At 47.1% G+C, this 22,375-nt stretch carries 22 protein-coding genes; 14 read left to right on the top strand and 8 right to left on the bottom strand.

Features of this window, described 5'->3' with window-relative positions:
* Positions 1-226: 226 nt before the first annotated feature.
* Positions 227-1,510: a helix-turn-helix transcriptional regulator gene (locus GLV97_RS02635; protein WP_224869096.1), complete on the bottom strand. Its 1,284-nt coding sequence runs from the start codon at positions 1,508-1,510 to the stop codon at positions 227-229.
* Between the two features lie 312 nt (positions 1,511-1,822).
* Here GLV97_RS02635 and GLV97_RS02630 point away from each other — a divergent pair, with 312 nt between their 5' ends.
* Positions 1,823-3,772 carry an aconitate hydratase gene (locus tag GLV97_RS02630; protein ID WP_160888915.1) on the top strand — a complete coding sequence of 650 codons (1,950 nt, stop codon included), beginning with the start codon at positions 1,823-1,825 and terminating at the stop codon, positions 3,770-3,772.
* A 180-nt stretch (positions 3,773-3,952) separates the two neighbouring features.
* On the opposite strand, the gene GLV97_RS02625 is transcribed toward GLV97_RS02630, so the two are convergent.
* The 4 genes from GLV97_RS02625 to GLV97_RS02610 form a co-directional block, all read right to left on the bottom strand.
* A complete protein-coding gene (locus tag GLV97_RS02625) occupies positions 3,953-4,903 on the bottom strand; it encodes a ring-cleaving dioxygenase (RefSeq protein WP_160837047.1) in 951 nt (316 codons plus the stop codon).
* Positions 4,904-4,982: 79 nt separating this feature from the next.
* Positions 4,983-5,684, bottom strand: a complete 702-nt coding sequence (locus GLV97_RS02620) for a YqjF family protein (protein ID WP_160888914.1) — start codon at positions 5,682-5,684, stop codon at positions 4,983-4,985.
* A 76-nt stretch (positions 5,685-5,760) separates the two neighbouring features.
* Positions 5,761-5,910 (bottom strand): sporulation histidine kinase inhibitor Sda, encoded by a 150-nt coding sequence (gene sda / locus GLV97_RS02615; RefSeq protein ID WP_160837043.1) that lies wholly within the window; start codon positions 5,908-5,910, stop codon positions 5,761-5,763.
* Between the two features lie 16 nt (positions 5,911-5,926).
* A complete protein-coding gene (locus tag GLV97_RS02610; protein ID WP_160837041.1) occupies positions 5,927-6,454 on the bottom strand; it encodes an XRE family transcriptional regulator in 528 nt (175 codons plus the stop codon).
* Positions 6,455-6,706: 252 nt separating this feature from the next.
* Here GLV97_RS02610 and GLV97_RS02605 point away from each other — a divergent pair, with 252 nt between their 5' ends.
* Positions 6,707-7,318 (top strand): trimeric intracellular cation channel family protein, encoded by a 612-nt coding sequence (locus tag GLV97_RS02605; protein ID WP_160837039.1) that lies wholly within the window; start codon positions 6,707-6,709, stop codon positions 7,316-7,318.
* Positions 7,319-7,627: 309 nt separating this feature from the next.
* Here the strand turns inward: GLV97_RS02605 and cysK are convergent, their stop codons facing one another.
* The 3 genes from cysK to GLV97_RS02590 form a co-directional block, all read right to left on the bottom strand.
* Positions 7,628-8,557 (bottom strand): cysteine synthase A, encoded by a 930-nt coding sequence (gene cysK / locus GLV97_RS02600; protein ID WP_160837037.1) that lies wholly within the window; start codon positions 8,555-8,557, stop codon positions 7,628-7,630.
* Positions 8,558-8,644: 87 nt separating this feature from the next.
* Positions 8,645-9,277 carry a YpmS family protein gene (locus GLV97_RS02595; RefSeq protein ID WP_160837035.1) on the bottom strand — a complete coding sequence of 211 codons (633 nt, stop codon included), beginning with the start codon at positions 9,275-9,277 and terminating at the stop codon, positions 8,645-8,647.
* A 17-nt stretch (positions 9,278-9,294) separates the two neighbouring features.
* A complete protein-coding gene (locus GLV97_RS02590) occupies positions 9,295-10,209 on the bottom strand; it encodes a GDSL-type esterase/lipase family protein (protein WP_160837033.1) in 915 nt (304 codons plus the stop codon).
* 172 nt (positions 10,210-10,381) lie between these two features.
* Here GLV97_RS02590 and GLV97_RS02585 point away from each other — a divergent pair, with 172 nt between their 5' ends.
* The 12 genes from GLV97_RS02585 to GLV97_RS02530 all read left to right on the top strand — a co-directional run bounded on the left by GLV97_RS02585 (position 10,382) and on the right by GLV97_RS02530 (position 22,365).
* Positions 10,382-12,658, top strand: coding sequence for an ATP-dependent DNA helicase (locus tag GLV97_RS02585; protein WP_160888913.1), 2,277 nt, complete (start codon positions 10,382-10,384; stop codon positions 12,656-12,658).
* Positions 12,659-12,731: 73 nt separating this feature from the next.
* Positions 12,732-13,220, top strand: coding sequence for a carboxymuconolactone decarboxylase family protein (locus tag GLV97_RS02580; RefSeq protein WP_160888912.1), 489 nt, complete (start codon positions 12,732-12,734; stop codon positions 13,218-13,220).
* A gap of 204 nt (positions 13,221-13,424) precedes the next feature.
* Positions 13,425-14,012 (top strand): biotin transporter BioY, encoded by a 588-nt coding sequence (locus GLV97_RS02575; RefSeq protein WP_160837027.1) that lies wholly within the window; start codon positions 13,425-13,427, stop codon positions 14,010-14,012.
* 142 nt (positions 14,013-14,154) lie between these two features.
* Positions 14,155-15,255, top strand: a complete 1,101-nt coding sequence (locus GLV97_RS02570; RefSeq protein ID WP_160837025.1) for a M24 family metallopeptidase — start codon at positions 14,155-14,157, stop codon at positions 15,253-15,255.
* Between the two features lie 180 nt (positions 15,256-15,435).
* Positions 15,436-15,783 (top strand): flagellar basal body rod protein, encoded by a 348-nt coding sequence (locus GLV97_RS02565; protein WP_160888911.1) that lies wholly within the window; start codon positions 15,436-15,438, stop codon positions 15,781-15,783.
* Positions 15,784-15,799: 16 nt separating this feature from the next.
* Positions 15,800-16,438, top strand: a complete 639-nt coding sequence (locus GLV97_RS02560) for a PspA/IM30 family protein (protein ID WP_160837021.1) — start codon at positions 15,800-15,802, stop codon at positions 16,436-16,438.
* Between the two features lie 92 nt (positions 16,439-16,530).
* Positions 16,531-17,250 carry a cell wall-active antibiotics response protein LiaF gene (liaF, locus tag GLV97_RS02555; RefSeq protein WP_337194072.1) on the top strand — a complete coding sequence of 240 codons (720 nt, stop codon included), beginning with the start codon at positions 16,531-16,533 and terminating at the stop codon, positions 17,248-17,250.
* Positions 17,247-18,284, top strand: coding sequence for a sensor histidine kinase (locus tag GLV97_RS02550; protein ID WP_160888910.1), 1,038 nt, complete (start codon positions 17,247-17,249; stop codon positions 18,282-18,284). Before liaF ends, GLV97_RS02550 begins: the two co-directional genes overlap by 4 nt.
* Positions 18,284-18,916 carry a response regulator transcription factor gene (locus tag GLV97_RS02545; protein ID WP_160888909.1) on the top strand — a complete coding sequence of 211 codons (633 nt, stop codon included), beginning with the start codon at positions 18,284-18,286 and terminating at the stop codon, positions 18,914-18,916. Before GLV97_RS02550 ends, GLV97_RS02545 begins: the two co-directional genes overlap by 1 nt.
* 308 nt (positions 18,917-19,224) lie before the next feature.
* A complete protein-coding gene (gene rpiA, locus GLV97_RS02540; RefSeq protein WP_160888908.1) occupies positions 19,225-19,923 on the top strand; it encodes a ribose 5-phosphate isomerase A in 699 nt (232 codons plus the stop codon).
* Between the two features lie 83 nt (positions 19,924-20,006).
* On the top strand, positions 20,007-21,533 hold the full coding sequence (locus GLV97_RS02535; RefSeq protein WP_160837011.1) for an RQC-minor-2 family DNA-binding protein: 1,527 nt from the start codon (positions 20,007-20,009) through the stop codon (positions 21,531-21,533).
* A 187-nt stretch (positions 21,534-21,720) separates the two neighbouring features.
* Positions 21,721-22,365, top strand: a complete 645-nt coding sequence (locus tag GLV97_RS02530) for a DUF4166 domain-containing protein (RefSeq protein ID WP_160888907.1) — start codon at positions 21,721-21,723, stop codon at positions 22,363-22,365.
* Positions 22,366-22,375: the final 10 nt, after the last annotated feature.

The following is a 22,375-nucleotide window of genomic DNA, read 5'->3' as shown; positions in this document are numbered from 1 at the left end:
TTTCTTTGCAAAAAAAAGACCCCTACTCAAGAAAAGTAGAGGCAAAAGTTTGTATAGGTATAGGATTAGGGGAGGTGTTAATTATATAAAAATTAAATTAACACGTAAAATTAAACTTGCTCAGCAGCTAATGGTCTAGGGTATGTTTCGACTGCACTATCTTGAGTCAATGGAGCAGCGATAGAGACAGCCAGACCTAGAACAGCAACAAATGCAATGATCTTTTTCATAACATAATTCCTCCTAAGTCAGAATGTTTATTTAACAATTGCATTGCTAACCTTAAATGTTCTGTGGAGCGTTTATACATCCTCTGCCTTTCATAAAGATCGGCTAAGAATTTAGAATACCTGATCACGTAAACATGATCCTTCTTCTTCTGAAAGTAAGGAAGGACGGTCTCCTCAATAAAAGGGAGTGTGTCAGGTAGTTCATTCAATAAATGATCATACACTTTAAAATGGAGGTAGTGGCTCTCGGAAGCTGTGTTTTCAACTTCTGTTAAGCCTTTTTCAATCCATTCAAGACATCCGGCTTTATCATCCAAACGGTAATGTTCAATAATCAACCCGTGAATGATATTCAAGTATTCCTGATAATCATAAGTAGACTTGGACTCGCAAACATATTCCAGACTCTTCTTATAATTGTGGATAGCAGAGTCATGATTTTCAATTCTGGATTCCAACACCGCAATGTTGATATAAACCAGTTTGAGCTGTTGATTATCCTTGGTCTGGGAAGCAATTTTTTTGGCCAGATTATAATTTTCAAGAGATTTCGCATAGTTTTTCAACCGGCTGTAATTAATACCGAGAATAATGTGACAGTCTGCGCTTTTGGCAAGGTCATACTGGCTCTTATAAGCTTCCAACGCTTGGTCTGCGTAAAAAACAGAGGCTGATACATGATGCGCCTGGCTCGAGCTTAAAGATAAGTGGTAATACAAGTCACTGACTTCCCACTTCTCAATGCCTGCGGGACTGATATAATTCTTGGCTTTCATCAACTGTTGAAAAGATTCATCAAAATTCCCACGATAATATTCAAGCAGACCGGAATTTACATGAAAATAGTACTTCATTTCATCATCGAATGTGTCTTCGTGCTGTTTAATATCTTTCCATGCTTCATAAGCCTTCTCCACCTTGTTTTCCAACAAAAGATGACGAATGCGGAAGAGCTCAAAGAAAATATACAGGTGATGATTGTTCAGCGTATCCTTCTGATGAGAAAGCTCCTTCTTTAATTTCTCCGCTTCTTCCTTCTGCTTATAAAAAATCGTTTTGTACCATTCCTTCAGCTTGTCTTTGGAAGGGTGGTTATAGGAAGAGTCGTGAAAATCAAGGCCAAGGCGTTCATACAAAAGTTCGAGCACCTCAGAAGCAGGAACGGTCTGATCGTTCTCAATCTTGGATAAATACGCTGGCGAAATAATTCCATCAGCGAGCTGGTTTTGTGTTAACCCTTGTTTCACCCGATGGAACCGAAGCACTTTTCCATATTCCATTTTCCACACACCTAGTTGATCAACTGTTGATTTGGGAGAACAAATCTCTTTCAAATCTATTTTTAGAATACATGTTCGTTTCATCATTTTCAATAAATTTCGGCAGTTTCCCAAGTCGTAAAAAAAATGGTACTTAAGAGGTGGTTTTTGCAGGGGACTTTCATAGAAGGGACAGAATGGGTGTCCATTAGAGGTTTTTCAAGGGAAAATATGGGTTTATGAGTAATGATACACGAGAACGGGTATAAAAGGTATAGGAAAATTTCATCTATTCTAAAAATATCGACCAATCAGTGAGGAGGAGTGATTCGTGTGGGGTACAATGTCACACAGAAGCTGATCCAGGACCACTTAGTCGAGGGAGAGATGACGCCTGGATCGGAAATCGGGTTGAAAATTGATCAAACCCTTACGCAGGATGCTACAGGGACGATGGTTATGCTTGAACTGGAGGCTATGGGGATCGAACGAGCCCAAACAGAAGTTTCCGCTCAGTACGTAGATCACAACTTAATTCAGGAAGACAGCAAAAATCCAGATGACCACTTGTTTCTGGAAAGTGCTGCAAAACGCTTCGGACTTTATTTCAGCCGCCCGGGGAATGGGGTCAGCCACCCTGTCCATATGCAGCGCCTTGCCAAGCCCGGGCAGACACTTCTCGGTTCTGACAGTCACACATGTGCCAACGGCAGTATGGGCATGCTTGCCATGGGAGCCGGTGGGATTGATGTGGCGATGGCCATTGCCGGTGAACCTTTTTACGTGAAAATGCCGAAAGTATGGGGGGTGAAAGTGACGGGTTCGCTTCCGGACTGGGTCAGCGCGAAGGATGCCATCCTCGAAATGCTGCGCAGGCACGGGGTCAAAGGAGGGGTGAACCATGTCTTTGAATATTACGGTCCGGGATTAAAAAACCTTACAGCTATGGATAGACACGTCATTGCGAACATGGGGGCAGAACTTGGAGCGACCGGGACAGTTTTTCCTTCCGATGAGGAGACGAAACGTTTCATGAAACTTCAAGGCAGGGAAGATGAATGGATTGAACTTGCCGCAGATGACGATGCTGCTTATGATGTCCACGATGAGTTGGATCTGTCGGAACTTTCACCAATGGTGGCCAAGCCCTCCAGTCCGGGAAATGTGGTTCCGGTGGAGGAAGTCGAGGGAGAAGGAATCTACCAATCCTATATCGGCTCATCAGCGAACCCCGGCTACCGTGATTTTGCGATAGCTTCGAAGATTGCAGAAAACAAACATATCGCTGACGGCGTCTCGTTTGATATTAACCCCACCTCCAGACAGATGTTGATTGATTTGTCGCAGGAAGGGCACATCGCTAACTTCCTTCAAGCTGGAGGGCGTCTCCACCAGGCTGGGTGTAATGGATGTATCGGAATGGGGCAGGCACCTGCTACAGGACGGAACAGTCTGCGTACAACGCCAAGGAATTTCCCCGGCCGTTCTGGAACGAAAGAAGACAGTGTCTTTTTATGCAGCCCGGAAACTGCTGCTGTTTCTGCTTTGAAAGGCGTCATAACCGACCCGAGAAAAGCCGGATTCGACTACCCTGATGTTCAGGATTTAGATGAGCCGACGGTGGACACCCGCCTTCTCGATGAACCACTGCCTTATGAAGAGGCCAAAGAGGTGGAATTAGTCAAAGGTCCAAACGTGGCCTCCATTCCTGAAATGGATGAGCTTCCGGACGAAATGGAGCTTCCTGTTTTACTGAAGATGGGGGACGACATTTCCACCGACGAAATTCTGGCTGGAGGAGCAAGGGTGCTGCCTTATCGAAGCAACCTGCCGGAAATAAGTAAGTTCACCTTTGAAATTGTGGATGACACCTACTATGACCGGGCGATGGATCAGAGAGAAAAGGGTGGCCATGCGGTTGTTGCCGGAGCCAACTACGGACAGGGATCAAGCCGGGAGCATGCCGCTCTTGCACCTAAATATTTAGGGATGAAAGTAGCCATAGTCGAAGATTTTGCCAGAATTCACTGGCAGAACCTGGCGAACTTCGGAGTGCTGCCGCTTACGTTTAAGAATCCAGACGAATTGGAAGAAATCGAGCAGGGAGATACCCTTGTGTTCAGCGGATTGAGGGAACAAATCAAACATTCACCTGTAGTCGAAGCTGAAATCAAAGGCAGGGGCCGGACGATAAAGCTGGAACACGCGTTATCAGACAGACAGATTGACATTATGGAAAAAGGTGGTTTGATCAACTGGGTTAAAGCACGTCTCGAATCTTAATCCATCGTTTCTTCCTGACAAAGACAGCTTGTAGAGAAACCTCAAGTTTTTCTACAAGCTTTTTTTCATGAATCGAAACGCTTAGATGACGTTCCCGGAAGGTGTTTTGGATGGGAGGATAAAGGAAAGCCCCATAGGATGGCTGCATCCTATGGGGCTTTCCATTTTATAATATCTCTATTACTTTGTTGTATCCAATGGAGTGAGCGTGCTTTCGATTTTTTCCCGTTCATGTTCTAAAAAGGGAGGGAGGGCCAGCGATTCACCCAGGTGCCCGGAGTCTTCGTCTGCGTCAAATCCAGGACCATCTGTAGCCAGCTCGAATAGTATATGATTTGCTTCCCTGAAATACAGCGATTTGAAGTAAAAGCGATCGACAAGGCCGGAATTGGGGTATCCCGCTGCATCAATCACTTCCTTCCATTTTCTTAACTCTTCTTCGTTTTCCACCCGGAAAGCGACGTGATGAACACTACCTCTTCCAGGTTTCTCAGGCTTTTCATCTGGTTTTTCTTCTACATGGACTTCAGCTCCTGAGCCACCTTCCCCTGTCTCATAAACGGTCCATTGGTCATAGGTTCCGACTTTCCGGAAGCCGAGGACCTGCGTCAGTACATCATCTGTTTTGGAAGCTTCCTGAACAGTCAAATGGACAGGGCCGAGACCTGTAATTCCGACGTTTTGGGGAACAGGAGACCTTTCCCAGGGAGTTCCTGCGCGAACGCCGGAGTTATTCTGGTCGGATATAAGCATAAGTCGCTGTCCTTCCGGGTCCCTGAATGAGAGGGTATTTCTGCCCATCCGCTCCTGAATGGCATCGACATCTAAATTGTAAGCATTCAAGCGCTTCTGCCAGTAAAGGAGGGCCTCATCATTTTTAACCCGTAAAGATGTCGTGGAAATGCTCCTTGTCCCTGGATAGGTATTTCCGGCCCGGTGTATTTCAAAGAAAGTCAGATCTGTCCCGGGATTTCCCTGTCCATCAGCGTAGAATAAGTGATACATCGAAGGGGAATCCTGATTCACTGTCTTCTTGACGAGCCGCATACCGAGCACGTTTGTATAGAAATCATAGTTTTTTGGAGCAGAAGCCGTAATGGCTGACACGTGATGAATACCTTTTAATTCCATGAAGGAGCCACCTCATTTCATTTATTTCGAATTCGAGATAATTATACCGCAGGGAACTGAAAGTTTCAACGGGGGGTGCTTATGACTTACGCTCATATGGGAAAATCCGTGTTTGAACAGATTTGGAATAGTAGGTCACCGGTCTGCTGCGGAAATATTCAGAGGGGAGGAAATCCAGCAGATGATTAGTCGTCACAGCGGCTTCTGCTTTCTGAAGCTTCCAGTTATTATGAATGATCGGTCCTTTATATACCCGGTTTCCACGAACGACCCAGAGAGCATATCTTTCTGTGAGCCAGTATAAAAGGGAGCCCGGGCGGGCCTCCATCGGCTCGCTGACTGTTTGAAACTCCGCGTGAAACTGTGCTGCTGGATAGCCTTTATGTGTGCGGCGGCTGGAAAACTGTGTGCTGGAATCTCCAATATCCATACGCATGGATGCGTGTACGTAAGGAAGACCGAAAACTGAGCGCGCTAAAAAAACTCCGAGAGGGTGATCAGAGTCGAGGGTAATGAAATAAACCCCTGGTTCACCTTTGTACGAAACATAAGTCCTTACATTCAGCTCAAGCAGTTCCGTGCCAAACGGGATTTCAGGCAGTCCCCTGAAACGGATATTTTTCATACGGAAAGGGACGACGGCAATCCATGCCGAACCGTCAAATTCATCAATATCGAGCTTCTCAGGTACGTAAGGTCGCAGTTCTTCTGCGGGGACGGGCCAGTGTATGAAATACAAATCATCCCAGTCCTGATGCATCATCCATCGGTTTCTATCCATTACCATCACCTCTGGTTAGCTTTACCCGTCCCTGAGTGGAAACATACATTCAAAAGGTGTTCAATCGGCTGTTATGTCATTCAAAAGAAGCAATCTTTCCTGTTTCTCTTTCCCTTTTCCTCATCTCATTCAGCAGCATCTGGATGAACTCTTCCTCCAGTTTCAACTCAATGGCTTTATGAATGGCATCTTTCAGGAGGAAAGGGGATAGTTTATCAAAAGCCATAACGACTCCTCCTTTATTACATAAGCAGTTCAACGGAAACCGTCGCTGCGCCTATAATATGTCCATTCTGATCATATAGAGGCTGGGCGAATACGTCATATCTGATCAGACCTTCGGACAGGGGAAAGGCAATGATCTCTCTTCTTGTTATTCCATCGTCCATTACAGACTGTTTCAGCTCCATTAATCCGGTTGTGCCTTCATTGATATCCAGTTCGTCATCTCTTTTGCCGATGACGACATTCATTTTAAAGTCCGGGTGGGGGTTGAACATCCACGTATATCGAAGGTTCAAATCACAATGAGCAATGACGACAGGTGAGTGGACGAGCGCTTTTTCAAAAGGCTCACTCAAGTGCTCAGTGTAAAAAAGCGATGGGTTGATATGCAGGTAAGACGCAATTTGAGAAGCAACCGTCATACTGGGATTTCTGGTACCGTTCTCTATTTGTGCGTAATAGGCTCTATCGATATGAGCCCCTGCGGCAATCTCCTGCTGGGTAAGGTCCTGTTCTTTTCTTAATTTGATCAGCCAGCTCCTCATTCTTAATGATCACATCCTACTATGTTTAGTTATATAATAAATTCTACTTATTAAAGAGAATCCCTTGTGGCATATTGCAACAAAATTCACTATATATAGTAGTGTATAGAAAAAATCATACTAGTCCTAGCATTTCCTGCATATTTTCAACAATTTCTATGTTTTTTCGAAAGAGAGGCTGAAGAATTTGGTATAATCGGTGCGGTATAACATTCGTTTGACATCCAGTTGGATAGGGAGAGGAGGAGAGGCATGACCTGGGATATTTTAAACATCCTTGCCGTCAGTGCATTTGCGTTTAGTGGAGCCATTGTCGCACTGAACGAAAGGTATGATATATTTGGTACGTTTATTTTAGGAATAGCTACACCCTTTGCCGGGGGGATCATCCGTAATATCGCTCTGGATGTTCCAGTGATACACGTATGGGAGCAGGGGTATCTGTTTTACGTGGCTTTAATCACCATTGCTATTGTGTATTTCTTTCCTAAAACGTGGGTGATGGCCTGGGATCGATGGAATATCTATCCGGATGCTGTCGGTCTCTCTGCGTTCGCTCTGCAGGGGGCGTCCTTTGCGGTTCAGCATGATTTTCCACTGGGCGGAATCATTTTCGCTGCGATTCTGACCGGGGTGGGCGGTGGTGTGACGAGGGATGTTCTGGCTCAGCGCCGTCCGATGGTTCTCCATCAGGAGATTTATGCCGTGTGGGCGATGGTCACGGGCGTCGTGATCGGTCTTGGCTGGGTCGACCTTTACAATCCGTTTCATACATACAGTATTTTTCTCCTGGTTATTCTATCCAGGGTATTGTCGTATCACCTTGGCTGGCATTTAAGGTTCCGGGATTTGTACCGGATATAAAAAAGGAGTCCGCGATGGAGGCCGCTGAGTAACGGAGGATTTGTGAAAGGTAACGTTAAAAAAGCGGATGGTATGGAATATTGTATCCATGCCATCCGCTTTTTTCTGTTTTATGAGGCTTACTCTTTCTATTTCCTTCATTCGTTTCACATTCGCTGAAAAAATCGTCATGGCACCTTGAAGGCGCAGGACTTCGAGATCCGAAGGTGAGGCAGCCTCATATCCGTGTCTTTATGTATTCTTTTCATTGTACAAGGAAAAAGAGTGATTTTCTTTGATAAATCAAAGAAAATCACTCTTTTGTACCTTTTAATACCGGAATAAATCGCCTGATAGATAACGCTCACCTGTGTCGGGAGCGATGCAGACGATGACTTCCCCCGGATTTTTCTGTTTGGCAGCCTGGATAGCGGCCCAGCATGCGGCACCGCAGGACGTACCAAGAAGCAGACCTTCTTCACGAGCCAGACGACGAGTAATGTCATAGGCATCTTCGTCGGTGACCTGGTAGATTTCATCATAGATGTCCTGATTCAATATGCTTGGAATGAACCCCGGGCTCGTCCCGACAAGCTTATGCCTGCCTGGTTTTCCACCGGAAAGAACGGGAGATCCTGCCGGTTCCGCCACGTGGATCGTCATATCCTTAAAGCGTTTTTTCAACTCTTCACCAGTTCCGGTGATCGTCCCGCCGGTCCCGGCCGTAGAGACAAAACCGGCCAGTGGTTTACCGAGCTCATCCATCGCTTCAATGATTTCTGCTGCTGTGGTATGGCGGTGGGCGTCAGGGTTGGCCATGTTTTCGAACTGCATCGGCATAAAGCCGCCTTCGATCTCTTCGACCAGTTCTTTGGCCTTGGCGATGGCTCCCGGCATTTTTGCGTCTCCGGGCGTGAGAACGATTTCTGCTCCGTACGCTTTCAGAAGATTGATCCGCTCCTGTGTCATCGTATCCGGCATGACAAGGATGGCGCGGTATCCTCTGGCAGCGGCGTTCATTGCAATCCCGATCCCTGTATTTCCGCTCGTCGGTTCAATGATGGTGGCCCCTTCTTTTAAGCGTCCGTCTTTTTCGGCCTGTTCCATCATATTAAAGGCAGCCCGGTCTTTGACACTGCCGCTCGGGTTGTATTTTTCAAGTTTCATATATATGTCTGCTCCACCTTCTGGAGCCAGGCGGTTTAATTTCACTAACGGAGTATCACCGATTAAATCCGCAATATTATTAACTACGCGCATGAACGTCACATCCTTTTGTTAGACCTGTTGTTTTAAGTTTACCATAGGAGGTGGAAGCCATTCATCCGCTTTGCTCTGCCGGAGCCATCAGAAATTCTCTTCGACCATCTGCTGGGCGAATTGGAACGTATCTTTCGGTACAGAAATCTTAAAAGCCAGCTGGTTGGCATTCAGGTTGAAGCGATCCACTTTTACATTGAAATTACTGGCCGTTTCCATCTGGGTGACGGCTACATAAATGTTCTCTTCATTCGGGTTGACGATGACCCATTCAGGAAGGTTGTAATTTTCCTTTAAAAATTCCAGTACTTTTTTGTTAGGCAGCGGCAGCTGTCCAAGGGAGATTTTCTCCTGCTCCAGAACGAGATCGCCGTTTTCCTGGACCACCGGATTTAGTTCAACCTTAATCGGGACGACCTGCTCAAAAGCTTTGATGTTTCCGGATAATGTCACGTTTTTATCGAGAGACACAGAATAGTCAAATACGGTCTGGTTAGACAGTTCAGACAAGTATTCATTGGCAAGCTGCTCCATATTTTCCTTCGTCGAGACAATGGTGAACTCAGCATCGGTATTTTCTTTTCCACGGTCAACATTGACGAGGGTATACGAACTCGGCAGGAAAATTAAGGCCAGCAGCCAGCCGATAATCCCGATGTTGACGATGGCCAGCACCCAGAAGGATGTCCGCCACTTATTATTAAGAAATAATCGTTTCATATATCATTCCACCCAGGTTATTCTTCAATGTCTTCTCTAATATGAGCAAGTACGCGCTCCGCCATTTCCTTATACCCCTGCTCATTCGGGTGGAAATGGTCTTCTTCCCATAGGAGTTCTTCTTCGTTTCCATCAAAAATATCACGGACAGGGATGAAGTGGGCCTGATCATAGGTGTTGATGATCCTCTCACTGGCCTCGTTCCAGTCCCCCATAATCTTCCCGAGCTCGGGAATGTTATCAAAATACTGGTTGAATGGGTTGTACAGACCGACAAAGTAGATGGGTGCTTCATCATTCAAATGCTGTGTCTTTTCAATGATTTCCCTGAGCCGTTGCTCATATCCATCCCGTTCGTCCCTGAAGTCCTGGTAGTTTAAATTTGTGAAGTTATCTTTAACGACCTTCATGACATCATTGGCCCCAATGGTGATGAGAACAATATCCGCCTGTTCAATGGAACGGGAAATCTCTTCGTCTTCCATCCGCTTCAGCATCTGGTCCGTCCGGTTTCCACGTTTTCCGTAATTGATCACTTCCAGAGAAGTGTTGTCGTTATTATTCGTGAAGTTATCTTCCAGAATACCGACATAGCCGCCATTATCCGTCCCGTCACCGACTCCCTGCGTCAAAGAGTCGCCAATGGCCACAATGGTTAAATCATTTTTTATAAAAAGGTCACGTGCGCTGTCCATGACACTTGTGAAAACGTCGCGAAGTCCTTCGCCGAGGGCGTTTTCGTCTTCTTCTGCTGCAGCCTCCTGCTCTGTCTCCGGCTGTTCCACTACATCCGCGGGGCCTGTTTCTAACGGCTGTTCATCAGGTGTGCCGGATGACTCCTGCTTTTCTGGTGTATAGATAAAGGAAGCCGTTATAAAAAAGGCAAGGATAAGAGTAAGCAGGATGGAGGCTGTCCATCTCCACTTTTTCACGTTATGATCCCTCCTGAGGGGGCGTTATTTGTATTATATGTTGTTTTATTTTTATGGGAAATGAAAAAGTTTTATCCATAATTATAGCATGATGCTTTTACAATAGACATACGTGAAAGAGTGTTGGAAGATGAGGGTAGGGAACCAATTGGCCGTGGGAGGCGTTTGAAATATGAATCGAAGTATGACCATATCTGTCAGGGAGCTTGTGTCCTACGTGTACAGGGCGGGAAGTATTGATGAAAGGTTCCAGTCCAATACAGCTCTGCTTGAGGGGACAGCCATCCATCAGGAAGTTCAAAAGAAATATACAGACGGGGACGAGAAGGAAGTTTTCCTGCAGTGTGAATATCAGTATGAAGCACTTACGATGATCATCCAGGGGCGTTGTGACGGGCTGCTTGAAGGAGAAGGCGGACCGGTTATCGATGAAATCAAGTCGACATCCAGAGATCTTGAGGAACTCGACAGCTTTTCGCATCCTGTATACTGGGCACAGGCGAAAGGGTATGCCTACATTTATTCTCTTCAGGAAAACCTGGCAGAGATGGATGTCCAGTTGACATATGTGCAGAAACGGACGAAGGAAAAGAAGCGGATACGAATCAGGTTTACGCATGATGAACTGGCTGACTTTATGGAGGAAACGGTGAAGGCTTATCAATCCTATGCCTCTGTCCTTCATTATCTGGAGGACCAGAGGGAAGCTACGGTGCCTTCCTTCTCCTTTCCATTCTCTACATACCGGTCAGGTCAGCGGAAGCTGGCGGGGAGTGTGTACAGAACCATCGAAGAAAAGCGGAACCTGTTCGCTCAGGCTCCGACTGGAATTGGGAAGACGATATCGACCTTATTCCCGGCGGTGAAAGCTCTGTCCCTTGAAAAAATGGACAGGATTTATTATTTAACTGCTAAGACGACGACGAGAGCTACGGCTGAGGAAGCGCTGGCAAAAATGGAGGAGCACGGCCTCTCTCTGAGGTCGGTCACGTTGACGGCAAAAGAGAAAATTTGTTTCCAGGAGGAAACCATTTGTCAGCCGGATTACTGTGAGTACGCGGATGGATATTACGACAGGGTGAATGAAGGGATCGTAGACGTGCTGAGAAACGAAACACAGCTTACACGTCCCGTGATTGAAGCGTATGCCAGGAAACACCGTTTATGCCCATTTGAATTTTCTCTGGATCTCACCGATGTGGCAGATGTCATCATCAGTGACTACAATTACATCTATGACCCACGGGTCGCCTTGAAGCGGCTGCTGCCTGACCGCAGGAAAAAAACAGCCCTTCTTGTAGATGAAGCTCATAATCTTGTTGAACGGGCGCGGGAGATGTATTCAGCCTCCCTGTATAAAAATCCGTTCAGACAGGCCGCTGATACATGGGAGGACGAAGAGGGGATTCGTAAGACCACCCAGGCAGTGGCTGATGATCTGGAGCGGCTCGCGGGTTTTCAGGGCGGTGAAACGGTCATCGGTGAAGTGCCGGGGGACCTGGAGGAAAACCTCGAACGGTTCATCGGAAAATCCGAGCAGATCATTCAGGAACAGACAGAGGACGAACGGTCAGAGTCTCTTGTTGATCTGTACTTCACCGCACAGAATTTCCTTAGGATTTTGGAGTTTGTCGATGACCATTACCGCTTTATAGCAGCCAAAGGGGAAGAGGAGGATGTGATGCTGAAATTGTTCTGTCTTGACCCTTCCCACGTATTGAAAAAGGTGACAGACGGGTTCCGGTCCGGCACTTTCTTTTCGGCGACTCTTTCTCCTTTTGCTTATTATAAAGAAATGCTTGGGGGCACGAAGGAGGATTACATCCTCCAGCTGCCCTCCCCCTATGATGCATCTCAGGTGGATGTCATGATTACGCCGTTGTCAACAAGATATAAAAACCGCAGTCAAACGGCAGGAATTCTGGCACAGCGGTTGAAAGAACAGGCAGAGAATTATGAAGGGAACCATTTGTTCTTTTTTCCATCGTATCACTATATGGAGCTTGTCTATCAGGAGTTCCGCCAGATCTCGTCTGTTGATGCGGTCATGCAGGAAAGGGGGATGGACGAGAGCCGGCGGGAGGACTTCCTGGCCCAGTTCGTCCCTGGAAGCCGTCTGGCCGGTTTTGCCGTGATGGGAGGCGTTTTTTCTGAAGGAGTCGATCTGCGTGGAGACCGCTTGAACGGGGTGGCGGTAGTCGGTGTCGGCCTTGCTCCGAGAAACTTTGAAAAAGAGTTGATTAAAGACTACTTCAATGAAAAGGGTCGCCGGGGGTATGATTATGCTTATGTGTACCCAGGTATGAACAAAGTGCTGCAGGCCGGAGGGCGTCTGATCCGTTCAGAAGAGGATTATGGAGCTATTCAGCTTATAGATGATCGGTTCCTTTCGGGGAAATACACGAATTTGTTTCCGGAAGATTGGAGAAATTATCGAATTATTCAATAAAAAGATTTCCCGGGAAATTTATTGGCGGATGCCGCCGGACCGGGAATGGATTTTGTAGAAAAGAGGGATTGGTATGCCATGGATTAAACCTGTGAAACAACAGCATACGAAAGAAATAAAAGGAGAGGAAGGACCCTCCTCCTTGTTTGACCGTCTCATCGCGAATGAACCTGATTTATACACGGCTTTCCGGCCTCTTCAAAAGGCTGTGAAGGAAACGAATCTTCCGGAGGATTTGAGAGAAGCTGTCATTACATTTGTTTCGATGAAGAATGGCTGCCGCTACTGCACGGAAAGCCACGCTGCTTTACTCAAAGAGTTAACAGGAGTGGAACATGTCGAGGAGTGGTTGGAGGATTTTGAAGCATCATCTATGAGTGAGCAGTGGAAAGCCGTCCTGGAGTATGCCGGACGGTTAACCGCAAAACCTGTTCAAGTGGATAAGGAGAGTGTGGACAGGCTCAAGGAAGCTGGGTTTGATGCACGTGAAATCGCTGTAATTAACCATACGGTGGCCTATACAAGCTATACGAATCAGCTGTCGATGGGACTGGGACTGTAATATTTACAGACCCGGAACTCCAGGCGTTTTTCAGGCTGTCGAGAATGCTCTCGGCAGCTTTTTTTGGAATCTATGCTCTGGTGAGAAAGGATCAATGATCTTCTGTACATGCCTCTTATTTATTGTTAACTTGATTTAATTGGTGTTGACATTATGCGGCCTATTCCTTATCTTTAAGGGAGAAGTTGTCGAGGAGGGAAAATGATGAAGAAGTCGAAACTGAGTGTTTATGAAATAACGCTGGGCAGTTTATTTGTTGCGCTGATGGCCATCGGGGCCAATATTACAGCGTACCTGCCATTTCTTCAGGTTATGGGAGTTCCTCTGACCCTGCAGACATTTTTTGCTATTCTGGCAGGGCTTATGCTTGGAAGCCGTCTCGGATCTTTTTCAATTCTTGTTTATGTCCTTTTAGGATTGGCAGGAGCACCGATCTTCGCTGGTTTTAAAGGCGGGTTGTCGGTCGTGATTGCTCCTACGTTCGGATTTATTTTGTCTTATATCATTCTCGCTTATTTTGTAGGAAAAATCGCTGAATCCAAGCGGACGATGCCGAGGTACATGACGGCCGCTGCTGCCGGCATCCTCATCAATTACGTTGTTGGTGTCCATTTATTTTATCTCGCCTTGAATTTCTGGGTCGGGGGAGACGGTATCAGCCTTGCCCTTGCGTGGTCCAGTATGGTGCCGTTTATCATCAAGGACAGCGTTCTTGCTGTAGGTGCAGCCCTTTTCACTCAACGGTTCGAAAAGGTATGGCTCTCCAAAACGAGACTGAGGCAGGCCGCCTGATCATTCAGCTCAATAAGCAGAGCAGGCTTTGTCCCATGTGGGATGAAGCCTTTTATATTGCGATTTTTCGCACTTTTGTGTGAGTTGGATAACTTCCTGGATTGCTATATGATGAGAGGAGATTGGAAAGGAGAGATGGAGAATGAAACATCGTTTGGATGAACTGGCTGCATACCTGAAGGAAACCGGAGTGGATGCGGCTTTTATTAATTCACCGGAAAACTTCTTTTATTTAACAGGATTTCTGACCGACCCACATGAACGGCTGCTTGGGCTGGTCGTCTTCCCTGAAGCCGACCCCATTGCTGTCCTTCCGGGAATGGAAAAGGCCCAGCTGCAGGAAGCCGGCTGGACATATGAAATCATTGGTTACGCCGATCACGAGGACCCATGGCAGATGATCAAGGATTCCATGAATCAGGCAGGGATCACAAATCTTCAGCACGCTGGGATAGAAAAAGAAGTTCTTTCTTATGGGCGGAGTGAATCTTTTTTCGCTCTCTTTGATAACGTGAAGGTCCATGACGTTGAAGGAAAACTGAATGAGATGCGTGTTGTGAAAGATGAACAGGAAATTGCCGTTCTCAAAGAAGCAGCAGAGCTTGCAGATTACGGCGTGAAGGTGGGCACAGAAGCCTTAAGCGAAGGAGTTACGGAAATGGAAGTTCTTGCAGCTATTGAGTATGAGCTGAAGAAAAAAGGTGTCGCTCAAATGTCCTTTTCCACGATGGTGCTCTTCGGTGAAAAATCCGGCCACCCTCACGGAAACCCGGGAGACCGCAGGCTGAAGGAAGGTGACCTCGTCCTGTTTGACCTTGGAGTCGTCTGGAAAGGCTATACGTCTGATATTACGAGAACCTTTGCTTTCCGATCTGTAGATGAGAAGCAGAAGGCCATCTATGAAACCGTTCTGGAAGCATTGAATGCCTCCCTGGCCATCAGCCGTCCTGGAACGAGAGTCGGTGACCTGGATACGGCGGCCCGTCAGGTCATTACCGAGGCGGGGTACGGTGAAAAATTCCCACACCGGATTGGACACGGACTGGGAATCAATGTGCATGAATTCCCATCTATGAGCCACTTGAATGACGGGGTATTAAAAGAAGGGATGACCTATACGATTGAACCGGGGATTTACGATCCTGAAATCGGCGGCGTCCGTATTGAGGATGATGTGCTTGTCACGCCGGACGGTTATGTCACCCTGACAGAGACACCAAAAGAATTGACGATCATAAAGTGAATAGAGCAGCGGTAAGATGAGAAGGAAAGGCGCCGGAAGTGGGCGCCTTTCTTTTTTTATACCTGGACAGGGAGATGGAGATAAGCCTCTGGTCTTAGATAAAGATATATCCGAGGCTCATTACGGAAATCCTTCTACACCGGTATGATAAAAACAAGAATAGTGCAGGGAGGGAAATCAATGAAAAAGTTTCTGTTATTCCTCGCAGGTCTGACCGCCCTTGGATTATTGCTTGCAAACCTCGGCCCGATGATTCTGCTTGGTGCCAGTGTATGGCTGTTGTATATCGTTTTTAAGCAGTTCGTGAAAAGTGATTCAACGGCTGGGAAAATCGGATGGATAGTCGTCGGTTTGATTGTTTTAAGTATCGCCGTTTCCAACGTATACGCAGTCGTCGGTGTAGCTGCAGCTTATGTCCTCTACTGGATTTATAAAAATTGGACAAGCCGCACACAGAACTCCACGTCTGAAAAAGGAGACGACCCATTTACAAATTTTGAGCGTGAATGGGCGGATTTAAACAAATAACAAAGGAGATGGAAACATGGCCAACCTATTTACACGATTAAAGGATTCGATTACGGCAGATCTTCATGAAGCATTGGACCAGAAGGAACAAAAGAATCCTGTCGCTATGCTGAATCAGTACTTAAGGGAAAGTGAAAAAGAAACGGAAAAAGTAAGGAAACTGGTGGAAAGGCAGCATCAGCTGAAAGGTGAGTTTACGCGGGAATATCAACAAGCGGTGGAAATGGCGGAAAAACGCAGGCGGCAGGCCGAAATAGCAGCACAGGCCGGGGAAACATCCATGCATGAGTTTGCCGTGAAGGAGCAGCAGGAGTATGAAGGACGTGCAGAAAAACTGAAGGCAGCACGTTCGGAAAGTATGGAGCAGCTGGAAGCCCTGGAGCGGAAGTATGAAGAAATGAAGCACAAATTAAAAGACATGCACTTAAAACGGATGGAATTCATGGGCCGTGAAAATACCGCCCGGGCCCATCATAAAATGAACCGGGTACTGGATGACGGATCGGACAAGTCTTATTCCCGATTCTCTGAGATCAACCGTTATATAGAAGATCTGGAGGATAAGGTGAACAGCGCTTATTATCGGAATACGTTTGACAGCAGGATGGCGGAAATCGAGAAAAAGGTCGAACATAAGCAGGAAGTGTCCGGTTAAATAAATCATGGTATGATAAAGGCGCAGTTCTCTGCGTCTTTCCTTTGGCTGGAAGACGAAGCAGCGACAGGAGTAAGGGGGGAATGACCGCTGTGCTTAAAAAAATTTCAACTGATATGCTGAACACGATTTTAATCATAGGGGTGATTCTCCTTATCATCGAAATAGTGTTCTTTAACGGAGGCCTCATTTTTTCTCTAGGGTTTTCAGCCGTTCTCGTTTATTTTGGATGGAAGAATTATAAGCCGGTCTGGAGGAAGGTCCTATTCTGGGTGGGTGCCGTCAGTTTCGGCCTGACCGTATTGAGTATGATTGCCGTCCGGTTTCTCGTGCTGGCCATCCTTTTCCTGGCTCTTCGTCATTATTACAAAACGAAACAGCACCCGGAAAAAGTCCAGGTTGAAAGGCTGGATCCGGAATGGGCCGACCCTCCAGGAGAACCTTTATTCACCCAGAAGTTTTTCGGTCGGCAGACGACACCGCCCCATTCCTACCCGTGGCAGGATATCAATGTTCACGGGGGTCTCGGCGATCGTGTCATCGATTTAAGTGAAACGGTTCTGCCTCCGGATGAATCTGTCATTTCCATCCGGCATTTCGTAGGCAATGTCACCATCTATGTTCCATATGAAGTGGAAGTTATGATCCACCACAGCGCCGTGATTGGACGAAGCACGATTTTTCAATTCAAAAAGACTAAAATGCTGAACCAGATGACGTTTTACCAAACACCGGATTATCAGAAAAATAAACCCCGGGTAAAGGTAATTACCTCGATCTTCTCCGGCGATCTTGAGGTGAAGCGGATATGAATCTTTGGCAGAGACAGATTGGGTCGGGGCTTTTCACATTTTTTGTATTTGCTCTCCTTCTGACAGGGGTGACATTCGCCGCTTTTCCAGTAGAACGGTGGTCTATGCTCTGGACGCGGGAGGTGCTTGACCTTCCGTATGGTTTCTTCATTCTTCTGCTGTCCTTGATGATGGGCTTTGTAACAGGTACTGCCCAGGGATGGTACTGGCGCCGTCAGTTCACCCATATTGAGCAGCAGCTGGAAGAGGTCGTAAAAGGCAGACCCCTGGAAACGGAGGGGGCGGATCTTGTAGAAGTGAGAAGAATTGAAGATCAGGTGAAACAACTGGAAGAGAAAATTTTGAAACAAACCGAACTTTCTCAACGTATGGTAACGGAAAGAGCGGAAGAACGGGAAAAAAGCCTGCAGGAAGTGGTCATACAGGAAAGGAACCGTCTGGCCAGGGAGCTTCATGACTCAGTCAGCCAGCAGTTGTTTGCGGCTTCCATGATGATGTCGGCCATTAACGAAACGAAGGAACACGGCCGTGCCGATACAGATCAGCAGTTGAAAATGGTCGAGAAGATGATCCACCAGTCCCAGCTCGAAATGAGGGCGCTGCTCCTCCATCTGCGGCCGGTTCCTCTGAAGGATAAAACGCTCGCGGAAGGGATGGCAGAGCTTCTTCAGGAGCTGGTCCAAAAGGTTCCGCTTCATATTGACTGGACGATCGAACCGTTTCCTTTAGAAAAAGGGGTCGAGGACCAGCTTTTCCGGATTCTGCAGGAATCGGTATCCAACACACTGAGACACGCAAAGGCATCGACACTTTCGGTCATGCTTCTGGAGCGGGACCAAACCGTCATTTTGAAGGTGATCGATGACGGGGCCGGCTTTCATGTGGAAGAGAAAAAGACAAGCTCCTACGGCCTTCAAAATATGGAGGAGCGTGCGTATGAAATGGGTGGAACATTAAAGGTCGTCAGCGTGAAAGGGCAGGGGACCCGCTTGGAAGTGAAAGTGCCCCACCGACTTAAAGGAGGTCAATCCTGATGATTCGAGTATTGTTCGCAGATGACCATGAGATGGTCCGCATTGGTGTATCCGCCTATCTGTCCTCACAGCCGGATATTGAGGTGATTGCGGAAGCCGGGGACGGTGATGATGCGGTAGAACTTGCCTTTCATCACCGGCCGGATATTATTCTGATGGATCTTGTGATGGAAAAGATGGATGGAATTGAAGCGACAAAGCGGATTACAGCCGAATGGCCGGAGGCGAAAATCATCATTGTCACCAGTTTTCTTGATGATGAAAAGGTGTACCCGGCTTTAGAAGCGGGAGCGGTCAGTTATATGCTGAAAACGTCAAAAGCTGAGGAAATCGCCAAGGCCATCCGGGCCACCTTCGAAGGTCAGTCCATTCTGGAGCCGGAAGTGACCGGGAAAATCATGACAAAGATGCGGAAGCCGGAAACCCGTGCGCTTCACGAAGAGTTGACGAACAGGGAAAAAGAGATTCTGCTTCTTATGGCAGAAGGAAAGACGAATCAGGAAATTGCGGATCAGCTGTTCATTGCTTTAAAGACGGTAAAAGTTCACGTAAGCAGCATTCTTGGGAAACTGCAGGTATCGGACCGGACGCAGGCTGTGATCTACGCCTTCAAGCATGAGCTTGTCCATTAAATCTCAAGCGGACATAGGAATACCCCGGTTCTGGATGCCGGGGTATTTTTTTAATGGAGAAAAGTTACGCAGGCAAAGGCGGTAATCAGAATGAGATAGAAGATCACCAGTTTCCAATAGAGTCTTCTCATACTTTTCCCCCTTTTGATTCGGTAGGAGTATTCCATTAAGTTTATGTGAAAGGGGCGTAAAGAATGACAAAGTTTACGGCTCCTCTGTATGTGGAGAGCCTTGATTTGATACACTTTCCTTAACAGCTGTGCTTTTTTTATGAGACTTTTGGGAATACAAAGAGAGAGGTGATTTGTATGAAGTGGAGGAATCAACTTTCCGGGAGCCCGGTGTGGGCGGGGGCCATATCCAATCGGGAAGCCAAGGAACAGGCAGCCGTAAAAGTGAGCCGGCTGGTTGAAGACCAGCAGGTCATCGGTGTCGGTTCCGGCTCGACAGCCTATATTGCACTGGAAAAGATCGGAGAACGCATAAAGGACGAAGGGTTGGACGTCTACGCGGTTCCGACATCGAAAGAAGCGGAGATGAACTGTGCCCTGTTCGGATTGAAGAGGACGACGTTGACTGCTGCAAAGCCCGACTGGGGTTTTGACGGGGCGGATGAAGTAGATAATGCCGGCCGGTTGATCAAAGGCCGAGGTGGAGCGTTATTCGCTGAAAAACTCGTGATGGCAAGCTCCCCTAAAACGTATATTTTAGTAGATGAAAGCAAGTACGTTCACAAGCTCGGCGAAAAGTACGCGGTTCCTGTTGAAGTGGATCCGAGGGCTGTTCATCTGGTGGAAACGAAACTGCAGGATTTCCCATGTGAGGATATCCAGCTCCGTATGGCAGCGGCAAAAGACGGTCCCGTTCTGACAGAAGCGGGCAATCTCCTGCTGGAAGTACGGTTCTCAGACATTCATGATGGGTTGGAAAAAGAGCTCAGTGCCATCCCCGGAGTTATAGAAACGGGACTGTTCATTGGGTATCCCGTGGAAATTTTAACGGTTTGACGCCCATTTTACTTATATTTGTTGGTAACTCGTAATACTTTTTCTATAATAGTAGTAAATCCTTATTCAAAGGGGAATTCATTATGGGACTGCCAAATAGGATTGCTTACCAGGATCATCGCTACCCTCATGTTGTACTCGCACCGATTGGGAAGAAGAATAAGCATATTCGGTCCATCGGACATAAATTTGAACGGGGGTTATTATCCAGGCTTAACGATGCAGTTGTGGATCATATCGGCAGGAAGTCTCTGGACACAGCGTCCATCCAAAATTATCTCGGACTAACCGGAGATGCTGTTCTGCCTGTAGCTTTTCAAAAAGAAGAGACGATCCATCCACATTTGCTGCGCCCAGAATTGTTTTTATGGAAGTCCCTGCCTGAAGAACATGGACTACCTTTAAAAGATTCCTATTTATATCACACAGATTTCACTCAGCTTTCCTCAGATCAGTTGTACGATCATGTCGGGGAAGTATTGGAGGATTATCTGTTTCTTTCTCATATCAGCAAGGAGAGCCGCGAACACTGGCTTGATAAAATAGCAGACGCGTTTCACCGGCATCCGATTGTCCAGCTTTTTCATCAAAAGCGTGACGTGATCGATGCTGTCGAAACGATGAACCAGTCCTCCCTGATTTCTGTGCTTAACTATCCAGAGGACATTGCTTATTGGAGGCACCGTGTCGAAATCGTCATGCGTCCGTTCCGTGCACTTCCACAGGCATGGGTGGAACGGGAAGAGGGAAGCTGCCCTCATTCGAAATGTCTACAGTTCGATGCAGAGGAGAAAACGATCTGCTGCTATTGTGAAACGTGTGATTTCTGCCTTTATTATGACACGGTGGAAGAGGCTGTCCGCTTCCCGGAGGAGTTTGATGTGGATCGGGCAGTCAAACGTACGGCGACGATCGAGGAGCAGTTCAATGCGATAGCCCGGCAGAACAGCCGGCTTCTTGAGCAGCTAGCTCAGTTGAGGGCGTTGAAGAAGCAGCTGAACACGGCCAGGAAACCCCTCGATGAGAGTCTTGCGGTCGTCAGCCGAATCGAAAAGTATCAGCGCCGGAAAGACGATCTGTCTGCTTACCCTTTACTGGACATGTATGACAAACTAAGCCGGGTTCATATACCCGAGAAGGGGAACGATTCAGAACTGTTGTGGCTGGCCGGTGTAGAACTGAAAGAAGTCCGGATCCTTAAGGAGTTGAGTCGTTGGCAGAAGATCGTGCCGGAGCATGTCTATCCGAATACCCGGCATGTGCTGGAGGAGTTGAAGACGCGGCTGGAAGCTGTCCGCTACCATGATGAAGACATCATCCTGACCGTCAAGGGCCGTTCCATCACTTATGCAGATACCCAGCAGATTCTTGATCTCATCTATTATTATGGCAGTGAGTATCCGGTTCATACGCTGGTACAGATGCTTGCAGGTAAGCCGACAAACAAGTTGAGAAGTTTGTACCTTCATGAAACACGCTGGTTCGGGCTTTTATCAAGCTGGCCGGAAAAGCATATCCAAAGGTTGTTCACCCAGCTGGAAAAGCAGGGCTGGCTCATGAAGCAGCAGAAGGGTTATGCGATCAGCGATTTTGCGGAAGAAGTGATGTAGAACACGGTTTTCCATAAGAAAGACCTGCTTTTAAGGGCAGGTCTTTCTTTTCTTTGTACAGGTAAATCGTAAGCGTTTACTTATGCTATAATTCATGTACAGCCAAGGTTCCGTCCTCCCTATTGTATTCACGATCAAGCAGGGGGAGAACTGGAAAAACGGACAGTATAAAGGAGGCCGTATACAAATGAAATCCATCTACCACAAAGCGCTCGGGGAACAGTTCCATCACCTGCATCCTGAGCTGCAGAAAAAATACGGATTAACGAGTAAGCAGAATCTTATGGTCCTCGGGCAGGGAAGAATGACAGAAATCAGAGGGACTCCGGCCCTTGTGCGACCATTGATGAGTACCGGTGTCAAAGACCATCTTTTATTTGCAGAGCGTGGGAAAGACGTCCCTTTTACACTTGAGAATTATGTCTATGAAGATGAGGAGGGAAGGGAAACCATCAGCTGGATCCGCCGATTCTTTTTCCCTTATGCCATCCGCGGGTTCGATTCTGCGGCGAGATATGATGAAGAAAAACAGTGTCTCGTTGACCATCTCGGGCGGTCAGGCCTTGTGAAGGCAGACTTTGATCTTCACGTTACTCCGGAAGGCGGTTTATATATGGAGTCGAAAGCCAATCATGGGCCGGGGGGAATGTCGATGGACGGGACTGTGACTTCTGTATATGAACATTACGAAGAAGAAGAAGGCGCCACCCGGGTACACGTCCACACCGAACACCCTGTATTCGGAACGCTGTTGATGTATGAAGGACTCGTCCATACAGAATTTCTGCCGATGACATTTCGAAATATCCCTCAGCGGGGAGTACTGGATTAAAGGAGGGCTC

It is taken from the genome of Halobacillus litoralis (genome assembly GCF_009856355.1).
GTDB lineage: Bacteria > Bacillota > Bacilli > Bacillales > Halobacillaceae > Halobacillus > Halobacillus litoralis_B.
This window is presented reverse-complemented; position numbering and strand designations above follow the sequence as displayed.